Consider the following 18,605-nt stretch of genomic DNA (forward strand, 5'->3'; position numbering starts at 1 on the left):
ATAGGGCAACTGTACAGAGGGGCTATTCTTTGATACAGCTGTTGGTGGTGATATTGGTGGCTTCGATATTGGCGACGTAGGATATTAGGCCGTCTGAAAGATACTTAAAATCAGCTTTCAGATGGCCTTGTTGTAAGATGAATTTTTGATATTGGCGTACTTTTTTAAATACAGATAAAATCCCTGCTAATTATTTATAACGATATTTTTAGGATACACAGTGCTTGCTTTGGATTATTGTCATCAAAAGGCTGCAGAAAGCCATTCCAGTTTTTTATCCGGCTTTCGTTTTTTATCGGTAGAAAAACGGAATGCGATCACTGTTTTATACGCTTTTTGTCGTGAACTAGATGATGTGGTTGATGGCTGTACCGATCCAAATGTAGCTCAGATAACGTTGAATTGGTGGCGCAGTGATTTGGAGAAAGTCTTTAACAATGAGATGCCTGAGCATCCCGTTCATCAAGCTTTAAAAGATATTTGGGCAAATTTTGACTTGCCGAAGAATGAATTTGAAGCTTTGATTGATGGCATGCAGATGGATTTGGAGCAGGCTCGTTATGGTAGTTTTGATGAATTAAAGCTGTATTGCCACCGTGTTGCAGGGGTAGTAGGGCGTCTTATTGCGCGGATTTTAGGTTTTTCCAATCCGAAAACTTTGGAATATGCGGACAAAATGGGCTTGGCTTTGCAGTTGACGAACATTATTCGCGATGTGGGCGAAGATGCGCGACAGGGAAGAATTTATCTGCCGATAGAGGAAATGCAGAAGTTTGATGTTCCTGCCAACGTAATTATGCAGTGCAAACCGACAGACAATTTTGCAAAATTGATGCAATTTCAAGTGAATAGGGCGCGTAAAACTTATCGTGAGGCGATGATGCTTTTGCCGGCTGCGGATAAGAAATCGCAAAAAGTTGGCCTAATTATGGCGGCTATTTATTATGCGTTGTTGAATGAAATTGACCGTGATGGTGCGCAAAATGTGTTGACTTATAAAATTGCGATTCCTTCTCCACGTAAAAAACGTATTGCTTTGAAAACTTGGCTGTTTGGATTTAAACCATGAATACTAAGCGTCCAAAAATTGCTGTGATTGGTGCCGGTTGGGCAGGTTTGTCTGCAGCGGTTTCCCTGATTCATCGAGCCGATATTTCTTTGTTTGAGGCCGGGAGACAGGCTGGCGGTAGGGCGCGTGCCATAGCAGGGAAAGATGATGGATTCAGCTTTTTGGATAACGGGCAGCATATCTTGTTGGGTGCGTATCATGGTGTTCAAACTTTGATGCAACATATTGGCGTTCAACCTGAATCAGCCTTTTTACGCCAGCCTTTGCGATGGTACATCCATGAAGGATTACAGTTTCAGACGGCCTCTCTGCCTGCACCTTGGCATTTGCTTGTCGGCATCCTGCGTGCGAAAAATCTTTCTTTTTCATTGAAAATCAAATTGCTGTCGGATATGTCAGCATTGCAACGTTGGGCAGCTCATCATAAAACCGATTTGACGGTTGCAAAGTGGTTGAGAACACGAAATGTTCCCCGCAGCCTGCTTGGCCAATTTTGGCAACCTTTGGTTTGGGGTGCTTTAAATACTCCGTTAGAACAGGCATCGCTGCGCATTTTATGCAATGTATTGAATGATGGCGTGTGGTCTGAAAAGGCGAACAGCGATTATCTTTTGCCTAAGCAGGATTTAGGGCGGATCGTAGCCGAACCAGCTTTGGATTTTCTGCACAAACATGGTGCAAAGATACATCTTGAAACTCGTGTTTCCCATTTAAACCATCATATTGATGGCCGAATTGAAATCAATGGTGAAATATTTGATGCGGTTGTTTTGGCTGTTGCGCCATATCATGTTGACGCGCTTCTGCCTGAAGATACGCCTGACTATATTCAGACGGCCTATCAATCGTTGCACTATCATGCGATTACCACGGTTTATTTGCGTTATGCCCAAGCAGTTAAACTGCCTGCGCCTTTAACCGGGTTTGCCGATGGTACGGCGCAATGGGTGCTACATCGGGGGACGTTGGGCTTGCCGGATAATGAAGTCGTAGTCGTTATCAGCGTTTCCGATTGTACCGAGGCTTGGAAGGATAAAGATTTGGCCGAGAAAGTTCATGCGGACATTAAGCGGGTTTGTCCGGATTTGGATAAACCCGAAGCCGTACGCATTATTACGGAAAAACGCGCGACTACGGCTGCAACGGTTGATTTTATACAACCTGATTTCTCATGGTTGCACCATCGCCGTATTTATCCGGCCGGCGACTACCTCCATCCACGCTATCCGGCAACATTGGAGGCTGCGGTTCAGTCGGGCTTTGCCGCGGCTGAAAAGCTTATGCTAGATTTGCGGTTTGAATAAACTGAGGCCGTCTGAATGTTCAGACGGCCTTTTTGACTTTACAAAACTTACTAAGCCGATACAATATCCGAAACCATAAAGTTCAAGGAACAGTCATGACGACATTAGCGAACAAAACCATCTTGATTACCGGCGCATCCCAAGGCTTGGGCGAACAGGTTGCCAAAGCCTATGCAGCTGCCGGAGCGACTGTCATTTTGGTGGCGCGTCATCAAAAGCGTTTGGAAAAAGTATATGATGCCATTGTGGCTGCGGGCAGCCCTGAGCCGTTTGCCATTTGCTTTGATTTGATGAGCGCTGAGGAGAAAGAGTTTAAGCAATTTGCGGAAACTATTGATGAAGCAACCGGCGGAAAATTGGATGGCGTGGTGCATTGCGCCAGCTATTTCTATGCCTTGTCGCCATTGGACTTCCAAACCGTATCGGAATGGGTCAACCAATACCGTATCAATACCGTTGCGCCTATGGGCTTGACCCGTGCGCTGTTCCCATTGTTGAAGCAATCCGAAGACGCTTCTGTGATTTTTGTCGGCGAAAGCCACGGCGAAAAACCGCAAGCCTATTGGGGCGGTTTCGGTGCTTCCAAAGCCGCGCTCAATTATTTGTGTAAAGTGGCCGCAGACGAGTGGGAACGTTTTGACAATCTGCGTGCCAATGTTTTGGTGCCGGGTGCCATCAATTCGCCGCAACGTATCAAATCGCATCCGGGCGAATCGAAAAGCGAACGTAAAAACTACGAAGATGTCCTGCCGCAATTTATTTGGTGGGCAAGTCAAGAGAGCAGGGGGCGGACAGGCGAAATCGTCTATCTGTAAATATACCTGCTCAGAGTGGTTTGAAAACATGAGGCCGTCTGAAATCTGTATTTTCAGACGGCCTTTAACTTATTGAGTTTTATATCTGAATAATATGGAAGTTTGATGTTTGACGTGTTAGCAGGCAAACATTAGGCTGGCACAAAATTAGATATAGTAATCTAAGTTATAGTTGTATTGGATAAATATGACGGAATTTGACTTTATCAGACAATATTTGCAGCGACAAAAATCGGAAGGTCTGATTTTGGGCATAGGGGACGATGCCGCTATTATTCGCCCAAGTAACGGATTTGATTTATGTTTTAGCGCTGATATGTTGGTCAAAGGCAGACATTTTTTTGAAGATGTTTTGCCTGAAGATTTGGCATGGAAAATGCTTGCAGTAAATTTATCCGATATGGCCGCTATGGGTGCCAAGCCGCGTTGGGTGTTGCTCAGTGCTGCCTTGCCTGAATTGAATCAAGACTGGCTCAAACGTTTTTGCGATAGCTTTTTTGCTTTGGCTGCGCGTTTTGATACGGTGTTGATTGGTGGCGATACCACCAAAGGCGATTTGGTCTTTAATGTAACGATAGTAGGTGAAGTTCCGACAGGGTGTGCCCTGCGGCGTGATGCGGCCGAAGTCGGCGACGATATTTGGGTATCGGGTCGGTTGGGTTTGGCTGCCGCTGCTTTGAACCAACATCTGGGGCATTATCCATTGCCGTCTGAAATCATGGCGGTTTGCGATGATAAATTGCTCCGTCCAGAGCCGCGCGTTTCATTGGGGCAGGCATTGTTGCCGTTTGCCCATGCCGCGCAAGATGTTTCAGACGGCCTGGCTCAAGATGTGGGGCATATTTTGAAAGCCTCTGCTGTCGGGGCGGAAATATTTGCCGATTGTGTGCCGTCGTTGCCTGAATTGAAAAATGTGTTGTCGCGCGAACAATGGTTGTCGGCGGTATTGGCCGGCGGCGATGACTATGAACTGATTTTTACCGCTGCTCCAGAAGACAGGGAACGTGTTTGTCAGGCAGCGGAACAAAGTGGCGTACCAGTCGCTCGAATTGGTAAAATTACCGACTCAGGCCGTCTGAATATTTTAGATGCCGAAGGCGGCGTATTGGAACTGACTTCTTTAGGATTTGATCATTTTGGCTGAACGTAAACCTACTTTTTCTTGGCTGTTGCACAAACCATTGTGTTTTTTAGGATTCGGTTTCGGCAGCGGCTTGTCGCCGGTTGCGCCGGGTACGGCCGGAACGCTGGTAGCATTACCTCTGGCTTTTGTATTGTGCCTGTTGGGCATAGACGGCTGGATATTGCTTTTATTGTGTATTGCCTTGTTTTTCTGGGGCATCCGCATTTGCGGTTATACCGAGAAGGAGCTGGGCATTCAGGATTACGGCGGTATCGTTTGGGATGAAATTGTCGCGATGCTATTGGTGCTGTCGCTGATTCCGTTTAAATGGAGCTGGTGGCTGGCGGCTTTTGTTATTTTTCGCTTGTTTGATGCGTTGAAACCATGGCCGATCAAATGGTTTGACCGGCGGATTCATGGAGGTTTAGGCATTATGCTTGATGATTTGATTGCGGCTGTGATGACCTTGATGGTCTTGGGCCTGTTTTATTGGATTGCGTGATGCGTTTTAAGTGTTTCGACCCTTTGCAAAAATAGGGCAGACACGCCGGAATTATCCGGATTGAAATAAAATAAATACCATACGGGGTAAACAATTATGAATGAAATCGAGATTAACGTGGAGCCGCGTTATATGGCCGGTCAGAGCGACGTCTATCGCGACCGCTATGCCTTCAATTATCTGATTACCATCTGCAACCGCAGTGATGAAATCATTACTTTGCGTCAGCGTTTTTGGGAAATTACCGACGGACACGGTGAGACAGAGCAGGTCGGTCATGCCGGCCTGATTGAAGAGCAACCTGTTTTGTACCCGGGCGAAGCCTATGAGTATAACAGCGGTTCGCAAATCAGCACGCCTTGGGGCAGTATTGAAGGTGCGTATGAATTTGAAGACAGCATCGGCAAACGTTTCGTTATCGGGGTGCCGAAGCTTGAGTTCAAAGCAGGCTTTACTTTGCAATAGGCCGTCTGAAAAAATGGAAAACCGGAACATTTCGCATGTTCCGGTTTTTTATTTTTCAGACGGCCTTATTCAGTCTTTGCAAGGCTGTACCAATACCCACGGCGCCACGACAACCGCCCACATTTCCTGCTTATCCGCTAAAAATGTGCGCGCCATATCATCGCTGATGGCACCGAATCTGCCTTGTTCCATCCATTGTTTCAATGATGCGGCTTCATCTTCGGCAACATGGCGGGCAACGGCAATCAAATCCAAATCAGGCGCAACATAGACGGCGGCACCGCGTGCGAAGTGGGGTTGCAGCTCTTCCCATGAAATGCGGGCGGTTTCGGTATTGAGTTTTTCGTTTAAGAGTGGAATAGACATAGGACAATCATCAAATAAAAAATGGATTGTAACCGATATTCGGCCTTTTGCCCGATGCCGTCTGAAAACGAAAGAAATTTACAGGGTTAACGTTATACAGTATCATTTTAATGTTTTAATTTTCTTTCAGACGGCCTGTTGTCCGTATTCGGGCAAGGGCGGTTTTAGGCTTATGAATTCTGTATTGTTGACCGGATTGCTGCAAAGGCTGCTGATTGCGCTTGTTGCATTGGCGGCGTTGTGGGCTGTATATTTTTGGGCGGTATCGCCATGAGTATCGTGGTGGAGAATCTGACGGTCAGCTATCAGCGCAGGCCGGTGGTGCATCATGTCGATATGGTGTTTGAAGATGGCAAGATGTGGACGATTTTCGGACCGAACGGCGCGGGCAAATCGACTTTGCTCAAAGCCATTATGGGCTTGCAGAAGACGGACACGGGCAGTGTGCACTATGAAAATATGGCGCGCAAGGATATTGCCTATCTGCCGCAGCAGTCGGACATTGACCGCAGCCAGCCGATGACGGTGTTTGAACTGGCAGCGATGGGGTTGTGGTATGAAATCGGCTTTTTCGGACGCGTGAACGCGGCGCAGAAAAAGCGCGTAATGGCGGCGTTGGAACGCGTAGAAATGCAGGATTTTGCCACGCGCCAAATCGCGCACTTGTCCAATGGTCAGTTCCAACGTGTATTATTCGCGCGGATGCTGGTGCAGGATGCCAAATTTTTGTTGCTGGACGAACCGTTTAACGCGGTGGATGCGCGGACGACTTATGCGCTGTTGGAAGTTTTGCGCCAGTGCCATCAGGACGGTCAGGCGGTGATTGCCGTGTTGCATGATTACGAGCAGGTGAGGGCATATTTTGCCAACACGCTGCTTTTGGCACGTGAAAAAGTGACTGCCGGTGCGACGGAAAATGTGTTGACCGATGAATTTTTGGCACAGGCCAACCGAATGATGCAGAAACAGGAAGCGGCCGATTGGTGCGCGGTTTAATGGACAAGGCCGTCTGAAAGTAAGTATTTTTCAGACGGCCTAAGGCTTTCAGAGATTAATAAAAAAGCGATAAAACATGGATTTATATGATTTGGTCGTCGCGCCGTTCGCCGAATTTGACTTTATGCGCTATGCCTTGGCGTCGATTTTCTGCCTGGCATTGAGCGCGGCGCCCGTCGGTGTGTTTTTGGTAATGCGCCGCATGAGTTTGGTGGGTGATGCCTTGAGCCATGCGGTTTTGCCCGGTGCGGCCATTGGCTATATGTTTGCCGGTTTGAGTTTGCCTGCGATGAGTGTCGGTGGTTTTGCGGCCGGTTTGCTGATGGCTTTGTTGGCCGGTTTGGTCAGCCGGTTTACTTCATTGAAAGAAGACGCGAACTTTGCCGCATTTTATTTGAGCAGTCTTGCCATCGGCGTGGTTTTGGTCAGCAAAAATGGCAGCAGCGTCGATTTGCTGCATTTGCTGTTTGGTTCGGTGTTGGCGGTGGACATTCCGGCTTTGCAGCTGATTGCCGTTTCTGCGAGTGTCACCATTTTGCTGATGGCGGTCATGTTCCGCCCGCTGGTGTTGGAAAGCATAGACCCTTTGTTCCTCAAGGCTGTCGGCGGTAAGGGCGGTTTTTGGCATGTGCTGTTTTTGGTGCTGGTCGTGATGAATCTGGTTGCCGGTTTTCAGGCATTGGGTACGCTGATGTCGGTCGGCTTGATGATGTTGCCGGCGATTACCGCCAGACTGTGGGCGAAAAGCATGGGTTGGCTGATGATTTTGTCTGTCGCATTGGCTTTGCTTTGCGGCTTGGCAGGACTGTTGTTTTCCTACCATATCGAAATCCCGTCCGGCCCAGCGATTATTTTATGCTGTGGCACGCTTTACCTGATTTCCGTTGTGTTCGGTTGGGAAGGCGGCATTTTGGCAAAATGGCTGCGCCGCAAGAAACACCGTACGGCATGATTTTTCAGACGGCCGCTTGAATAATCAGGCGGTCTGTTTTATGATGATGTTAATGTTACGTTATATCACTGGAGAGAATATGAAACATTGGAAACTCGGCATCGTTGCCGCATTATTGACCGGTGCCGCTTATGCCGCTCCTTTGCCTGTTGTGACCAGCTTCAGCATTTTGGGCGACGTGGCCAAACAGATTGGCGGCGACCGTGTGGCCGTTCAAAGCTTGGTCGGTGCCAACCAAGACAGCCATGCCTACCACATGACCAGTGGTGACATCAAAAAAATCCGCAGCGCAAAATTGGTATTGCTCAACGGCTTGGGCTTGGAAGCCGCCGATGTACAGCGTGCAGTCAAACAGAGTAAAGTTCCTTTTGCCGAAGCGACCAAAGGCATTCAGGCTTTGAAAGCAGAAGAGGGCGGCCATCATCATGACCATGATCACGAAGGCCATCATCACGATCACGGCGAATTTGACCCGCACGTTTGGACCGACCCCGTCCTGATGGGTACTTACGCGCAAAACGTTGCCAATGCTTTGATTCAAGCCGACCCTGAAGGCAAAACCTATTATCAGCAACGTTTGGGCAACTATCAAATGCAGCTGAAAAAACTGCACAGCGATGCGCAGGCTGCCTTTAATGCCGTACCTGCCGCCAAGCGTAAAGTTTTGACCGGACACGATGCGTTCTCTTACATGGGCAAACGCTACAATATTGAATTTATCGCCCCTCAAGGCGTGAGCAGCGAAGCCGAGCCTTCTGCCAAACAAGTGGCTTCCATCATCCGCCAAATCAAACGCGAGGGCATTAAAGCCGTCTTTACTGAAAACATCAAAGACACGCGCATGATTGACCGTATTGCCAAAGAAACCGGCGTCAATGTCAGCGGACGTTTGTATTCCGATGCATTGGGTGGCGCACCGGCCAACAGCTACATCGGCATGTACCGCTACAATGTTAAAGTTTTGACCGATGCCATGAAAAAATAAAGCTGCTTGAGGATAAAGGCCGTCTGAAACTTTAAAAACAAGGTTTCAGACGGCCTTTTATATGCTTATTTTTAAAATAAACCGTCAAATTTAAAATATAAAAATAAAATTTGTGCTATTAAAAGTTTAGTTATCAAAAATTCATGCTAATTTGCTGGGTAAGTACGCACCATCCGTGCGAATTGCTTGTCGGCTGTCTGTCGGCCACTCACGGCTTGACTTCACCCTGTTACAATTCGGCATCTTCACGTTTCTTAATATTACATCATGAGCAACCATTCGTCTTGGTCATCCAAAATCGGCTTTGTGCTTGCTGCGGCAGGCTCGGCCATCGGTTTGGGTGCAATTTGGAAATTCCCTTATACGGCCGGTACAAACGGCGGCGCCGTATTCTTTCTTTTGTTTTTGATTTTCACCATTTTGGTGGCTTTACCGGTTCAACTGGCCGAGTTTTACATCGGCCGTACAGGCGGTAAAAACGCCATCGATTCTTTCAAAGTATTGCGCCCGGGTTCGCAGTGGCCGTGGGTCGGCCGCATGGGCGTGGCTGCTTGTTTTATCTTGCTGTCGTTTTACAGCGTGGTTGGCGGCTGGGTATTGAACTATGTGGTACACAGCTTTACCGGCGAAATTCACGTTGGCGCAGACTTTAAGGCCCTGTTTGAAAATACGATTTCTTCACCGTTTGGCTCGCTGTTTTACCAAGGTTTGTTCATGCTGATTACTATTTGGGTGGTCAAAGGCGGCGTTTCAGACGGCATTGAAAAGGCAAACCGCGTGTTGATGCCGGGTTTATTTATCCTCTTTATCGCGCTGGCTATCCGTTCGCTGACCTTACCCGGCGCAATGGATGGCGTGGCATTCTTGTTGAAACCGGATTGGTCGTATTTGAAGCCCGGTACGATGCTGACTGCTTTGGGGCAGGCGTTTTTTGCCTTGAGTATCGGCGTGTCCGCGATGATTACCTATGCTTCGTATTTGGGTAAAGATCAGGATATGTTCCGCTCCGGCCATATGATTATGTGGATGAACCTGTTTGTGTCGCTACTGGCCGGTTTGGTGATTTTCCCTGCAGTATTTGCCTTCGGTTTTGAACCCGGTCAAGGCCCTGGTTTGATTTTTGTCGTATTGCCTGCGGTATTCATGAAAATGCCGATGGGTACATATTTGTTTGCCGTGTTTATGCTGTTGGTTGTCTTTGCAACGCTGACTTCCGCGTTTTCCATGCTGGAAACCGTTATCGCGGCAACCATCCGCCAAGACGAGAAAAAACGCAGCAGCCACGCTTGGGTAACCGGCATTGCGATTTTCATAGTCGGTATTCCTTCGGCGCTGTCTTTCGGCGTATGGAGCGAGTTTAAAATTTTCGGTAAAACCATTTTTGATTTGTGGGATTTTATTATTTCTGCCGTCATCATGCCGATTGGCGCATTGAGCGTTGCCGTGTTTACATCATGGGTTCAGGACAAACAGTCTGTCCTGCGCGATGCGGGCATGGGCAGTACCATTCCGAAGCAACTGCTTTACCTGTGGTTGGGCGTGTTGCGCTATCTTGCGCCGATTGCGATTATTGTGGTGTTCATCAACTCTTTGGGTTTGATTTAATCCGATAGTGAACAAACAGTCCGGCGTTGCATTACTTCGCCGGACTGCTTGTTTTTAAAACATCGTTAAAAAATATCAAGGCCGTCTGAAAGCCGATATAAATCGGTTTTCAGACGGCCTTTTTATATACACGTGAGGCTGATTAGAACTTCGCTTGCAGTCTCAGCCATGCAGTACGGCCGGGTTCGTTCACACGCATGGTTTGAGTACCGGCAGACGGGTCGCCACCACGGCTGACGAATTCAGCATAGGTTTTGTTGAACACGTTGTCCACGCCGCCTTGCAATGCGGCGTATTTGCTGAATTTCCAACCTGCGTTGAGCGAGAGTACGCCAAAGCCCGAAGAAGCGCCGATGTCTTGGCCGACGATATTGCCTTGGCCTTTGCTGTAACGGTTTTGTTTGGCTACGACGCGCCATAATGCGCCCGCGCTGAATTTGCCGTTGTCAAAGGCGAGGGTGTTGTTCCACTCGAGCGGCGGAGTTTGTGCCAAAGGTTTGCCGTCGGTACGGTTTTTGCCGTGGGTGTAGGCGAGGCTGCTGCCGATTTCCCAATTAGGTGCAAACGTCCATTTGACTTCGGCTTCGCCGCCAAAGCGTGAAGCGTTGATGTTGCGCACGCCGAAATTCATGCCTTGGCGTTCCATCATGATGAAGTCTTTGATGTCGCTACCGAATACGGATACAGACGCGTGGAGGTTAGGACGTTTCCAGATTATACCCGCATCGATTTGGCGGTTTTGCTCTGCACGGATGGCTTTGTTTTCAGAGCGTAGGCGTTCCCAGTAGTCAGGTGCGCGTTCGGCAATACCGAAGCCGGCATAGTATTTCAGGCCGTTGTCCGTATTTCTTTCCCAACGCAGGAAGCCTGAGTTCAAATTGAATTTTTGATGTTTCAAAACGGGGTCGGTCACGCGCGCGGTATCGTAATGCGCTTTGACTTGGTCATGGCGCAAACCTGCTACCCAGCGTTGATTGTCGGTTTGCTGCCAAGCGGCTTCGGTGAAAATACCCCATTGTTTGAAACTTTGGTTGGGCATGTAAGGCTTGTGGCTGTAGCCGTCGCCGCCACGCTCCATGCGTGCGACGTGGACGTCGTCCAGATAGTCCAAACCGGTTTGCAGGTTGAGCTTGTCCCAGTCGAAAGTGGCTTTCAGACGGCCTGTATCAGTATTGCGTTTGGGGTTGTTGGCATTTTTAATCTGCTTGCCGGCAGGATTGTAGATGGTACGCAGGCTGTATGTGTCCATCACGTGGTCGATTTCGCTTTTACCGTAGCGCAGTTCCAACTCGCTGAACCATGGGGTAAGGTTGCGTTGGGTAAAACGGATATTCCACGCATCACGGTCAAATTTGCTGCCGTCCATCATGCGGTCGGCGTAGGCAACCTTGGCCCTGCTGCGCTCGTATGTACCGGCAATGGTGGTGTTTTCTGTCGGGGTAACACCCAGTTGCAACATTTGGCTGTCGCGTTTGAAGTTGGAATGAATGCGGTTGCCGTCGCCGTCTTTATAATCGTCGGCTTCGTTATGGGAGATATTGGTACGGATGTAGCCATATTTGCCGCCGAACTCGGCTTCCAGCGAGCCGTCAAGGCGGTCGTTGCTGCCTGCTGTCAGGGTGGCGTTAATGTTATAAGGTTTTTCAGTGAAATCAGGATCTTTACGGATAAATTGCACTGATCCGCTGACCAAGCCCATACCTTGGGTAACGGTTTGCGGGCCTTTGGTGACCACGACTTGATCAAATGAGTTTGGGTGGATATAGGCAGTCGGCGGGTCCATACGCATACCGCAACCGCCATAAATAAACTGGTCGTCGGCATTGACGGAGAGACGCGAGCCGCCCAAACCACGGAACAATGGATCGCCCGAGCTGCCGCCTTTGCGGATGATGCTCATATTAGGCACGGATTGTAAAAGGTCTGCCCCGTCACCGGCAGGGAGGGGTTGCAAAGCAGCTTTGGGGTTGAAAGTAACGCGGTTGGCTTTTTGTTGTTGTGTGCCGGTAACGGTGACAGGGGAAAGGGTAACTGTTTCTTCGGGTACAGGATCAGTATCTGCCCATGCTTGAGATACGGCTAAGACGATAGGCAAAATAAGTAATGGTGGGTATTTCATGTGGTTTCTCTCTATTATTAAGTATCGTATTAATTAATGCTTAAGTAGTATATATAAAGTTTAGTAAAATTAAAACATACTGTTTTTAACTTATATCAATATTTATCATTTTATTTGCATGTTTTGCTGGTTCGTGATTTGGTTATACCAGTAATGGTAAAATTTGATTCTTCTTAAGCAGTTAATGAAAAATATCAATATGGTTTTAAACTTGATTATTGGGAATTTCATTAATTTAATTATTTAACTGAAAGCAAGAAGATATTTGATACAGAAAGCGTCATTTGCTTATGATTTTCTATTGATGTTGCGATTTGATAACATTTCTTGACGAAAAAATAGGGGATTGATTAGAATGGGCGGCCAATTGGTCAATCCAATTTATGGCCGTCTGAATAAAACTGTCCTTCAATCATCAGGAATACAACATGACGAAATTGGTTCGTCCGCAAAAAATCAGCGATCAGGTTTTAGCCGTTTTGGAAGAACGTATCGCTACCGGCATTTATGAAGAAGGCAGTAAATTGCCTCCCGAACGTACGCTTGCGGAAGAATTCGGCGTATCGCGTCCGTCGGTCAGGGTGGCATTGAATATCTTGATTGCCAAGCAGGTTTTGGAAGCGCGGCAGGGCGATGGCTATTATGTTTCCGTCAAGCCGCAACAGGATTTTTTGCAAAGCTGGCAGGAGTTGCTCGGTAAACATACCAATTGGGAAACAGACGTATTCGATTTCAGTTGTCACGTTGAAGGCTGTATGGCGGCGCTGGCTGCCGAAAGACGGACTGACGCCGATTTGAAACGCATTGACTTCTGGCGGCAGAAGTTTGAAACGGCCTGCGAAAGCGGAAATTTGGAGCATCAAGCCGAGGCAGACGTCAGCTTCCATCAAACCATTGCCGATGCTGCACACAATATCCTATTCAGTCACCTTTCCAGCAGTCTGCTCAAAATGCTTTATCAGCAAACACGCAGCGGCATTATCTATATCCATCAAACCGAAGACCCTCGCCCGACATTGATTGCCCAGCACCGCTCTATTTTTGAAGCCGTTGCCCAGGCCAAGCCAGCAGAAGCTGCTGAAGCGGCCAAGCTACATTTGAATTATGTCGCGCGCCGCATTTTGCAGGACAGGGAATATCAAAGCCGCAGCGAGCATGCGGATGTATTGGCACAAAATGATTTGAAACGGGTAGATTGGTAGCGTTTAAAAATAATCAGGCCGTCTGAATTTTTCAGACGGCCTGATTTTGCAAACAAGGACTTTTAGTGCCACAATCTTCATCAATTCTGTCTGAAAACAAAGGAAGCACCATGTACCGTCATGTCGAGTATTATCCGGGCGACCCGATTTTGAGTTTGGTTGAAACCTTCAAACGCGACGAGCGTCCTGAAAAAGTCAATTTGAGCATAGGCATTTATTTTGATGACGAAGGCAAAATGCCGGTTTTGGAATCTGTGCGCCGTGCAGAAGCAGAGCGTGCGGCCGTACCGCGACCATCGCCTTATCTGCCGATGGAAGGTTTAGACACTTATCGGAGTGCGGTTCAGCGTTTGTTGTTTGGCAAGGATAATCCGGCATTGGCAGAAGGGCGCGTTGCGACCGTACAGACTTTAGGCGGCTCGGGGGCGTTGAAAGTCGCTGCCGACTTTTTGCACCGTTGGTTCCCTGATGCAAAAGCCTATGTCAGCGATCCGACTTGGGATAACCATAAAGGCATTTTTGAAGGCGCAGGTTTTGAAGTGGGGACGTATCCTTATTACAACCCTGAAACCGTCGGCGTGAAATTTGAAGAAATGACTGCGTTTTTCAAAACATTGCCGGAAAACAGCGTCTTGATTTTGCATCCATGCTGTCAAAACCCGACCGGCGTAGATATGTCGCAAGCGCAATGGGATGAGGTGTTGGACATCATCAAAACGCACAAGCTGATTCCGTTTATGGATATTGCCTATCAAGGTTTCGGCGAGGATTTGGACAGCGATGCCTATGCAATCCGTAAAGCCATCGAAATGGGTCTGCCTTTGTTTGTCAGCAACTCTTTCTCGAAAAACCTGTCGCTGTACGGCGAGCGCGTCGGCGGTTTGAGCGTAGTGTGTCCCAATAAGGAAGAAGCAGAGCTGGTGTTCGGACAGTTAAAATTTACCGTCCGCCGCATTTATTCCAGCCCTGCCGCGCATGGTGCATACACCGCTTCTGATGTGATGAACAGCGAGGAGCTGCGCGCTTTGTGGGAAAATGAGGTTTACGCCATGCGCGACCGCATCCGTGCCATGCGTCAGAAGCTTTATGATGTTTTGACGGCCAAAATCCCCAATCGTGATTTCAGCTATTTCATCAAACAGCGCGGTATGTTCAGCTATACAGGTCTGACCGTAGAGCAGGTACACCGCCTGCGCGACGAGTTTGCCGTTTATCTGCTGGATTCGGGCAGGATGTGTGTGGCCGGTTTGAATGCATCGAATATCGATTATGTGGCCGAGGCATTTGCCAAAGTGTTGCAATAGCCGTTCAATCTGAAATCGAATGTAGTTTTATTTGAAGTAAATCAAAAGGCCGTCTGAAAAATTTTCATCTTTCAGACGGCCTCTTTATAATTGGCGCACCCAACAGGGATCGAACCTGTGACCTCCAGCTTCGGAAACTGACACTCTTCCAACTGAGCTATGGGTGCGGAAGCCGTAAGGGTAACGCATATTGGCTTTATTGGCAAAGTTTATCTTGAAAGTGTCTGAAAGTGGCATTGGTGGCCACTTTTTTGCATGGCTGGAATAATCAATTAACTACAAAGGCTTATAGATTTCAGACGGCCTTTTTGAGGATTTTTGCGTATCTTTTTCTCAAGATGGATTGGAAAGCCTTTGCGAATTCAGTATAATCCAGCAAAATATTGTTAACTGCGTTTAACACATAAACTATAACTTACAGCACAACCTAACCTAACGGCGAGGCCTACCAAATGAAACAACTCCGCGACCACAAAGCCCAAGGCTCTGCATTGTTCACCCTTGTGAGCGGTATCGTTATTGTTATTGCAGTGATTTTCTTCCTGATCAAATTGGCAGGAAGCGGTTCATTCGGCGATGTTAACGAAACAACCGAAGCTGCGACTCAAACCCGTATCCAGCCAGTCGGCCAACTCAAACTGGGCGACGGCATCCCTGTCGGCGAACGTCAAGGTGACCAGATTTTCAACAAAATCTGTATCCAATGTCACGCGGCGGACAGCATTGTTCCTAATGCGCCTAAATTTGAAAACAAAGGCGATTGGGCTCCTCGTATCGCCCAAGGTTTTGATACCTTGTTCCAACACGCTTTGAACGGTTTCAACGCAATGCCTGCCAAAGGTGGTGCGGCTGATTTGACCGACCAAGAATTGAAACGCGCGATTACTTATATGGCCAACAAAGCCGGCGGTACTTTCCCTGATCCTGATGCTGCGGCTCCTGCCGATGCCGCTGCTTCCGGCGAAGCTGCTTCAGCTCCAGCGGCTGATGCTGCGGCTCCTGCCGATGCGGCCAAAGCAGATGACAAAGGTGCGGCAGCTCCAGCAGCCGGCGGTGCAGACGGCAAAAAAGTTTACGAAGCCAACTGCCAAGCATGTCACGGCGGTGCAGTTCCAGGTGTTCCTCATGTAGGTAAAAAAGAAGACTGGGCGCCTCGTATCAAACAAGGTAAAGACACCCTGCACAAACACGCACTCGAAGGCTTTAACGCAATGCCTGCCAAAGGCGGTAACGGCAGCCTGAGCGACGATGAAGTGAAAGCTGCAGTTGATTACATGGCTAATCAATCTGGTGCTAAATTCTAAGATTTGACTTTGAATCTCGAATAGAAAGCGCATTCTGTATAGGATGCGCTTTTTTCGTGCAGGAAGGCCTGATCTTGCTATAATACGGAAGTAGTAGATTGTGGTTTGTCTGAAAGATTCAGACGGCCTTCAAACACAATATTTTTTAAAGAAGTTCAACCATATTCACATACGACAAAACAATCACGGAGTTATCTCATGGCAAAAAAATATTTTGGTACCGACGGTGTGCGCGGCGAAGTCGGTCAATTCCCTATCAATCCTGATTTTGTCTTGAAATTAGGTTATGCGGCCGGTCAGGTTTTGGTACAGCACGAAGGTGAAATTAAACCGACCGTTTTAATCGGTAAAGACACACGTATTTCAGGCTATATGCTGGAAGCCGCGCTGATTGCCGGCTTTACTGCCGCCGGTGTCAATGTTATTCAAACCGGCCCTCTGCCAACCCCAGGCGTAGCGTATCTAACCCGAGCTTTGCGTTTGTCTGCCGGTGTGATGATTTCTGCTTCCCATAACGTTTATTCCGACAATGGCATTAAATTCTTTGCCGAAGGCGGTGTGAAGTTGAGCGATGAAATCGAGTTGGAAATCGAAGCCAAAATCGATGAAGAAATGAAAACCCAGCCGTCCAGCCGTTTGGGCCGCGCGCGCCGGATTAATGGTGCGGATGACCGCTACATCGAATTCTGTAAATCCACTTTCCCAAGCCATTTGGACTTGCGCGGTCTGAAATTGGTGGTCGATACCGCGAATGGTGCAGGCTATGCGGTTGCGCCTAAAGTATTCCACGAATTAGGCGCGCAAGTGGTCAGCATCGGTGATGAGCCAAACGGCTATAACATCAATGAGAAATGTGGTGCGACCCATCCGAAAGCTTTGCAAGCGGCTGTGTTGCAAAATGAAGCCGATTACGGCATTGCCTTGGATGGCGATGGCGACCGTTTGATGATGGTTGACCGCAATGGCAAAGTGTATGACGGCGACAGCCTGATTTATGTGATTGCCAAAGCACGCGCGCACGAAGGCGTGGAAATCGGCGGCGTGGTGGGTACAGTGATGACCAATATGGCGATGGAAATTGCTTTGAAAGAGCAGGGCGTTGATTTCTGCCGCGCCAAAGTGGGCGACCGCTATGTGTTGGAACAGCTCCACCAACGCGGTTGGCTGATTGGCGGTGAAGCCAGCGGCCATATTTTGTGCATGGACAAACACAATACCGGCGACGGCATCATTTCCGCGCTACAAGTTTTGGCCGCATTGCAAACCTTGAATCAAGACCTTGCCACCGTTTGTGCCGATTGGCAGCCGTATCCGCAAACCATGATTAACGTCCGCATCAAAAAAGGCCAAAACTGGCAGGACGCTTCCAAAGAAGCTTTGGCTGAAGTGGAAAAAGAACTCGAAGGCAAAGGCCGCGTGGTCTTGCGCGCATCCGGTACCGAGCCTGTCGTGCGCGTGATGGTGGAAGCCAAACAGGCAGACTGGGCGAAAAAAGGCGCAGAAAAAATTGCCGCTGCCATTCAAGGTCAAAAGTAACAGTGTGTTTGATTTTGAATTGAACTAAATAAAAGGCCGTCTGTTGTTCAGACGGCCTTTGTGTTTCATTAGAAGCTTAGTTGCTCAAGACATCAACGCCTTTAGGAGGGGTAAATTTGAACATACCGCTGGAAAGGTTAGGCTTGGTGTTCAAACCGCTGAAGCTGATGCTGGTTTGGTTGCCGAAGCTGTCTTTCAACTGCATGGCGGCGAGGTTGTCGCCTTTGAAGCCGATGCGGATGTATTGGTAGCCGGCGTTGTTTTTCTTAGGCGTAGCCAAAACGTAGTCGATACCGTTGGCAGAACCGTCTTCTTTCAGCGTGTAGCTGCTGTCCAATGCGGTTTTGTTGGAGAGGATGGCGGCAGGGCTGTCGCCGATGGTTTGGTCTTGTGAGGATTTGGTTACTTGCGCCAAATCTACGTCATAGAGCCAAATGGTTTTGCCGTCGCCAACAATGGTTTGTTTGTAGGGTTTGGTATATTCCCATTTGAACAAGCCCGGGCGCAGGATTTTGAATGTACCGTGTGTGGTTTGGGTTTTCTTTTTGCTGTGAACGGTTTGGCTGAAGTTGCCGCTAATACCGTCGGCGTCATTATTGAATTTTTTCAGGGCGTCCACTGCGCCGGCTTGTGCAAAGCCGATGGCTGAAGAAAGCAGCGCGGCAGCGGTCAGGGTGAACAGTCGGGTAGTTTTCATGTTTTGGTTCCTTGTTCGGAGAGATGGGTTCAGTATAGACGTTATGGTGTAACAGGCAAGGGGCTGAATGGTGGGTTTAATTTGTGTAAATATGAAAAATCCAATCAAGTGACTGAAATAATTTCATTTCTTCAGACGGCCTGTATTTGGTTTTGACGTTTTTTTAATGAATCACACAAGGGTTTGGTGTAGCATTTAATGTCATTTTACGGAAAGCATGAAATTATAGTCTTTCTGTTTGCTTTTTAAAACGGTTATAAT

The 18,605-nt window shown here is 48.2% G+C and carries 17 protein-coding genes and 1 tRNA gene; 14 read left to right on the forward strand and 4 right to left on the reverse strand.

Translation table 11 applies throughout. From position 1 onward, the window contains the following. Nucleotides 1-220 precede the first annotated feature (220 nt). The 6 genes from hpnD to apaG all read left to right on the forward strand — a co-directional run bounded on the left by hpnD (nucleotide 221) and on the right by apaG (nucleotide 5,278). Nucleotides 221-1,069: a presqualene diphosphate synthase HpnD gene (hpnD, locus tag ACTHS8_RS09020; protein WP_440373514.1), complete on the forward strand. Its 849-nt coding sequence runs from the start codon at nucleotides 221-223 to the stop codon at nucleotides 1,067-1,069. Further along, nucleotides 1,066-2,373, forward strand: coding sequence for a hydroxysqualene dehydroxylase HpnE (hpnE, locus tag ACTHS8_RS09025; RefSeq protein ID WP_440373515.1), 1,308 nt, complete (start codon nucleotides 1,066-1,068; stop codon nucleotides 2,371-2,373). Before hpnD ends, hpnE begins: the two co-directional genes overlap by 4 nt. 95 nt (nucleotides 2,374-2,468) lie before the next feature. Continuing rightward, nucleotides 2,469-3,188, forward strand: a complete 720-nt coding sequence (locus ACTHS8_RS09030) for an SDR family oxidoreductase (protein ID WP_003682583.1) — start codon at nucleotides 2,469-2,471, stop codon at nucleotides 3,186-3,188. A 187-nt stretch (nucleotides 3,189-3,375) separates the two neighbouring features. Beyond that, complete coding sequence (gene thiL, locus ACTHS8_RS09035) at nucleotides 3,376-4,332, forward strand: thiamine-phosphate kinase (protein WP_440373516.1); 957 nt, start codon at nucleotides 3,376-3,378, stop codon at nucleotides 4,330-4,332. Next, nucleotides 4,325-4,813: a phosphatidylglycerophosphatase A family protein gene (locus ACTHS8_RS09040; protein ID WP_440373517.1), complete on the forward strand. Its 489-nt coding sequence runs from the start codon at nucleotides 4,325-4,327 to the stop codon at nucleotides 4,811-4,813. The genes thiL and ACTHS8_RS09040 overlap by 8 nt, the downstream gene beginning before the upstream one ends. 96 nt (nucleotides 4,814-4,909) lie before the next feature. Further along, a complete protein-coding gene (gene apaG, locus ACTHS8_RS09045; protein ID WP_003682575.1) occupies nucleotides 4,910-5,278 on the forward strand; it encodes a Co2+/Mg2+ efflux protein ApaG in 369 nt (122 codons plus the stop codon). 69 nt (nucleotides 5,279-5,347) lie between these two features. Here apaG and ACTHS8_RS09050 read toward each other — a convergent pair whose 3' ends face one another. Further along, nucleotides 5,348-5,644, reverse strand: coding sequence for a DUF2288 domain-containing protein (locus ACTHS8_RS09050; RefSeq protein WP_440373518.1), 297 nt, complete (start codon nucleotides 5,642-5,644; stop codon nucleotides 5,348-5,350). A 270-nt stretch (nucleotides 5,645-5,914) separates the two neighbouring features. On the opposite strand from ACTHS8_RS09050, the gene ACTHS8_RS09055 reads away from it, so the two are divergent. From ACTHS8_RS09055 to ACTHS8_RS09070, 4 genes are all read left to right on the forward strand, one after another. Next, entirely contained in the window at nucleotides 5,915-6,640 is a 726-nt protein-coding gene (locus tag ACTHS8_RS09055) for a metal ABC transporter ATP-binding protein (RefSeq protein ID WP_440373574.1), read from the forward strand. Nucleotides 6,641-6,716: 76 nt separating this feature from the next. Further along, complete coding sequence (locus tag ACTHS8_RS09060; RefSeq protein WP_003685375.1) at nucleotides 6,717-7,592, forward strand: metal ABC transporter permease; 876 nt, start codon at nucleotides 6,717-6,719, stop codon at nucleotides 7,590-7,592. A 79-nt stretch (nucleotides 7,593-7,671) separates the two neighbouring features. Next, nucleotides 7,672-8,577 carry a metal ABC transporter solute-binding protein, Zn/Mn family gene (locus ACTHS8_RS09065; RefSeq protein ID WP_049336292.1) on the forward strand — a complete coding sequence of 302 codons (906 nt, stop codon included), beginning with the start codon at nucleotides 7,672-7,674 and terminating at the stop codon, nucleotides 8,575-8,577. 267 nt (nucleotides 8,578-8,844) lie between these two features. Continuing rightward, the gene (locus ACTHS8_RS09070; protein ID WP_440373519.1) at nucleotides 8,845-10,182 is read left to right on the forward strand and encodes a sodium-dependent transporter; all 1,338 of its coding nucleotides are present in this window, start codon (nucleotides 8,845-8,847) and stop codon (nucleotides 10,180-10,182) included. 142 nt (nucleotides 10,183-10,324) lie between these two features. On the opposite strand, the gene ACTHS8_RS09075 is transcribed toward ACTHS8_RS09070, so the two are convergent. Further along, a complete protein-coding gene (locus ACTHS8_RS09075; protein ID WP_440373520.1) occupies nucleotides 10,325-12,301 on the reverse strand; it encodes a TonB-dependent copper receptor in 1,977 nt (658 codons plus the stop codon). Between the two features lie 428 nt (nucleotides 12,302-12,729). Between ACTHS8_RS09075 and ACTHS8_RS09080 the strand changes: the two genes are divergently transcribed. Both ACTHS8_RS09080 and ACTHS8_RS09085 read left to right on the forward strand, forming a co-directional pair. Beyond that, complete coding sequence (locus tag ACTHS8_RS09080; RefSeq protein WP_440373521.1) at nucleotides 12,730-13,503, forward strand: FadR/GntR family transcriptional regulator; 774 nt, start codon at nucleotides 12,730-12,732, stop codon at nucleotides 13,501-13,503. A 110-nt stretch (nucleotides 13,504-13,613) separates the two neighbouring features. Further along, nucleotides 13,614-14,807 carry an amino acid aminotransferase gene (locus tag ACTHS8_RS09085; RefSeq protein WP_440373522.1) on the forward strand — a complete coding sequence of 398 codons (1,194 nt, stop codon included), beginning with the start codon at nucleotides 13,614-13,616 and terminating at the stop codon, nucleotides 14,805-14,807. 91 nt (nucleotides 14,808-14,898) lie between these two features. Here the strand turns inward: ACTHS8_RS09085 and ACTHS8_RS09090 are convergent. Continuing rightward, nucleotides 14,899-14,974: transfer RNA gene (locus tag ACTHS8_RS09090), tRNA-Arg, on the reverse strand. 285 nt (nucleotides 14,975-15,259) lie between these two features. Between ACTHS8_RS09090 and ACTHS8_RS09095 the strand changes: the two genes are divergently transcribed. Further along, a complete protein-coding gene (locus ACTHS8_RS09095) occupies nucleotides 15,260-16,111 on the forward strand; it encodes a c-type cytochrome (RefSeq protein WP_440373523.1) in 852 nt (283 codons plus the stop codon). Nucleotides 16,112-16,309: 198 nt separating this feature from the next. Then, on the forward strand, nucleotides 16,310-17,647 hold the full coding sequence (gene glmM, locus ACTHS8_RS09100) for a phosphoglucosamine mutase (protein WP_070589678.1): 1,338 nt from the start codon (nucleotides 16,310-16,312) through the stop codon (nucleotides 17,645-17,647). Nucleotides 17,648-17,723: 76 nt separating this feature from the next. Here the strand turns inward: glmM and lolA are convergent, their stop codons facing one another. Beyond that, nucleotides 17,724-18,344, reverse strand: coding sequence for an outer membrane lipoprotein chaperone LolA (lolA, locus tag ACTHS8_RS09105; RefSeq protein ID WP_003682545.1), 621 nt, complete (start codon nucleotides 18,342-18,344; stop codon nucleotides 17,724-17,726). Nucleotides 18,345-18,605 lie beyond the last annotated feature (261 nt).

The organism is Neisseria sp. P0016.S008 (assembly GCF_051957775.1).
GTDB lineage: Bacteria > Pseudomonadota > Gammaproteobacteria > Burkholderiales > Neisseriaceae > Neisseria > Neisseria flavescens_B.

Bases quoted from the DNA above. Each gene is read 5' to 3' on its own strand.
- thiL (WP_440373516.1), top strand. From the start codon at position 3,376: ATGACGGAATTTGACTTTATCAGACAATATTTGCAGCGACAAAAATCG.
- glmM (WP_070589678.1), top strand. From the start codon at position 16,310: ATGGCAAAAAAATATTTTGGTACCGACGGTGTGCGCGGCGAAGTCGGT.
- hpnE (WP_440373515.1), top strand. From the start codon at position 1,066: ATGAATACTAAGCGTCCAAAAATTGCTGTGATTGGTGCCGGTTGGGCA.
- ACTHS8_RS09085 (WP_440373522.1), top strand. From the start codon at position 13,614: ATGTACCGTCATGTCGAGTATTATCCGGGCGACCCGATTTTGAGTTTG.
- ACTHS8_RS09065 (WP_049336292.1), top strand. From the start codon at position 7,672: ATGAAACATTGGAAACTCGGCATCGTTGCCGCATTATTGACCGGTGCC.
- lolA (WP_003682545.1), bottom strand. From the start codon at position 18,344: ATGAAAACTACCCGACTGTTCACCCTGACCGCTGCCGCGCTGCTTTCT.
- ACTHS8_RS09030 (WP_003682583.1), top strand. From the start codon at position 2,469: ATGACGACATTAGCGAACAAAACCATCTTGATTACCGGCGCATCCCAA.
- ACTHS8_RS09080 (WP_440373521.1), top strand. From the start codon at position 12,730: ATGACGAAATTGGTTCGTCCGCAAAAAATCAGCGATCAGGTTTTAGCC.
- ACTHS8_RS09050 (WP_440373518.1), bottom strand. From the start codon at position 5,644: ATGTCTATTCCACTCTTAAACGAAAAACTCAATACCGAAACCGCCCGC.
- ACTHS8_RS09075 (WP_440373520.1), bottom strand. From the start codon at position 12,301: ATGAAATACCCACCATTACTTATTTTGCCTATCGTCTTAGCCGTATCT.
- ACTHS8_RS09095 (WP_440373523.1), top strand. From the start codon at position 15,260: ATGAAACAACTCCGCGACCACAAAGCCCAAGGCTCTGCATTGTTCACC.
- ACTHS8_RS09055 (WP_440373574.1), top strand. From the start codon at position 5,915: ATGAGTATCGTGGTGGAGAATCTGACGGTCAGCTATCAGCGCAGGCCG.
- apaG (WP_003682575.1), top strand. From the start codon at position 4,910: ATGAATGAAATCGAGATTAACGTGGAGCCGCGTTATATGGCCGGTCAG.
- ACTHS8_RS09060 (WP_003685375.1), top strand. From the start codon at position 6,717: ATGGATTTATATGATTTGGTCGTCGCGCCGTTCGCCGAATTTGACTTT.
- ACTHS8_RS09070 (WP_440373519.1), top strand. From the start codon at position 8,845: ATGAGCAACCATTCGTCTTGGTCATCCAAAATCGGCTTTGTGCTTGCT.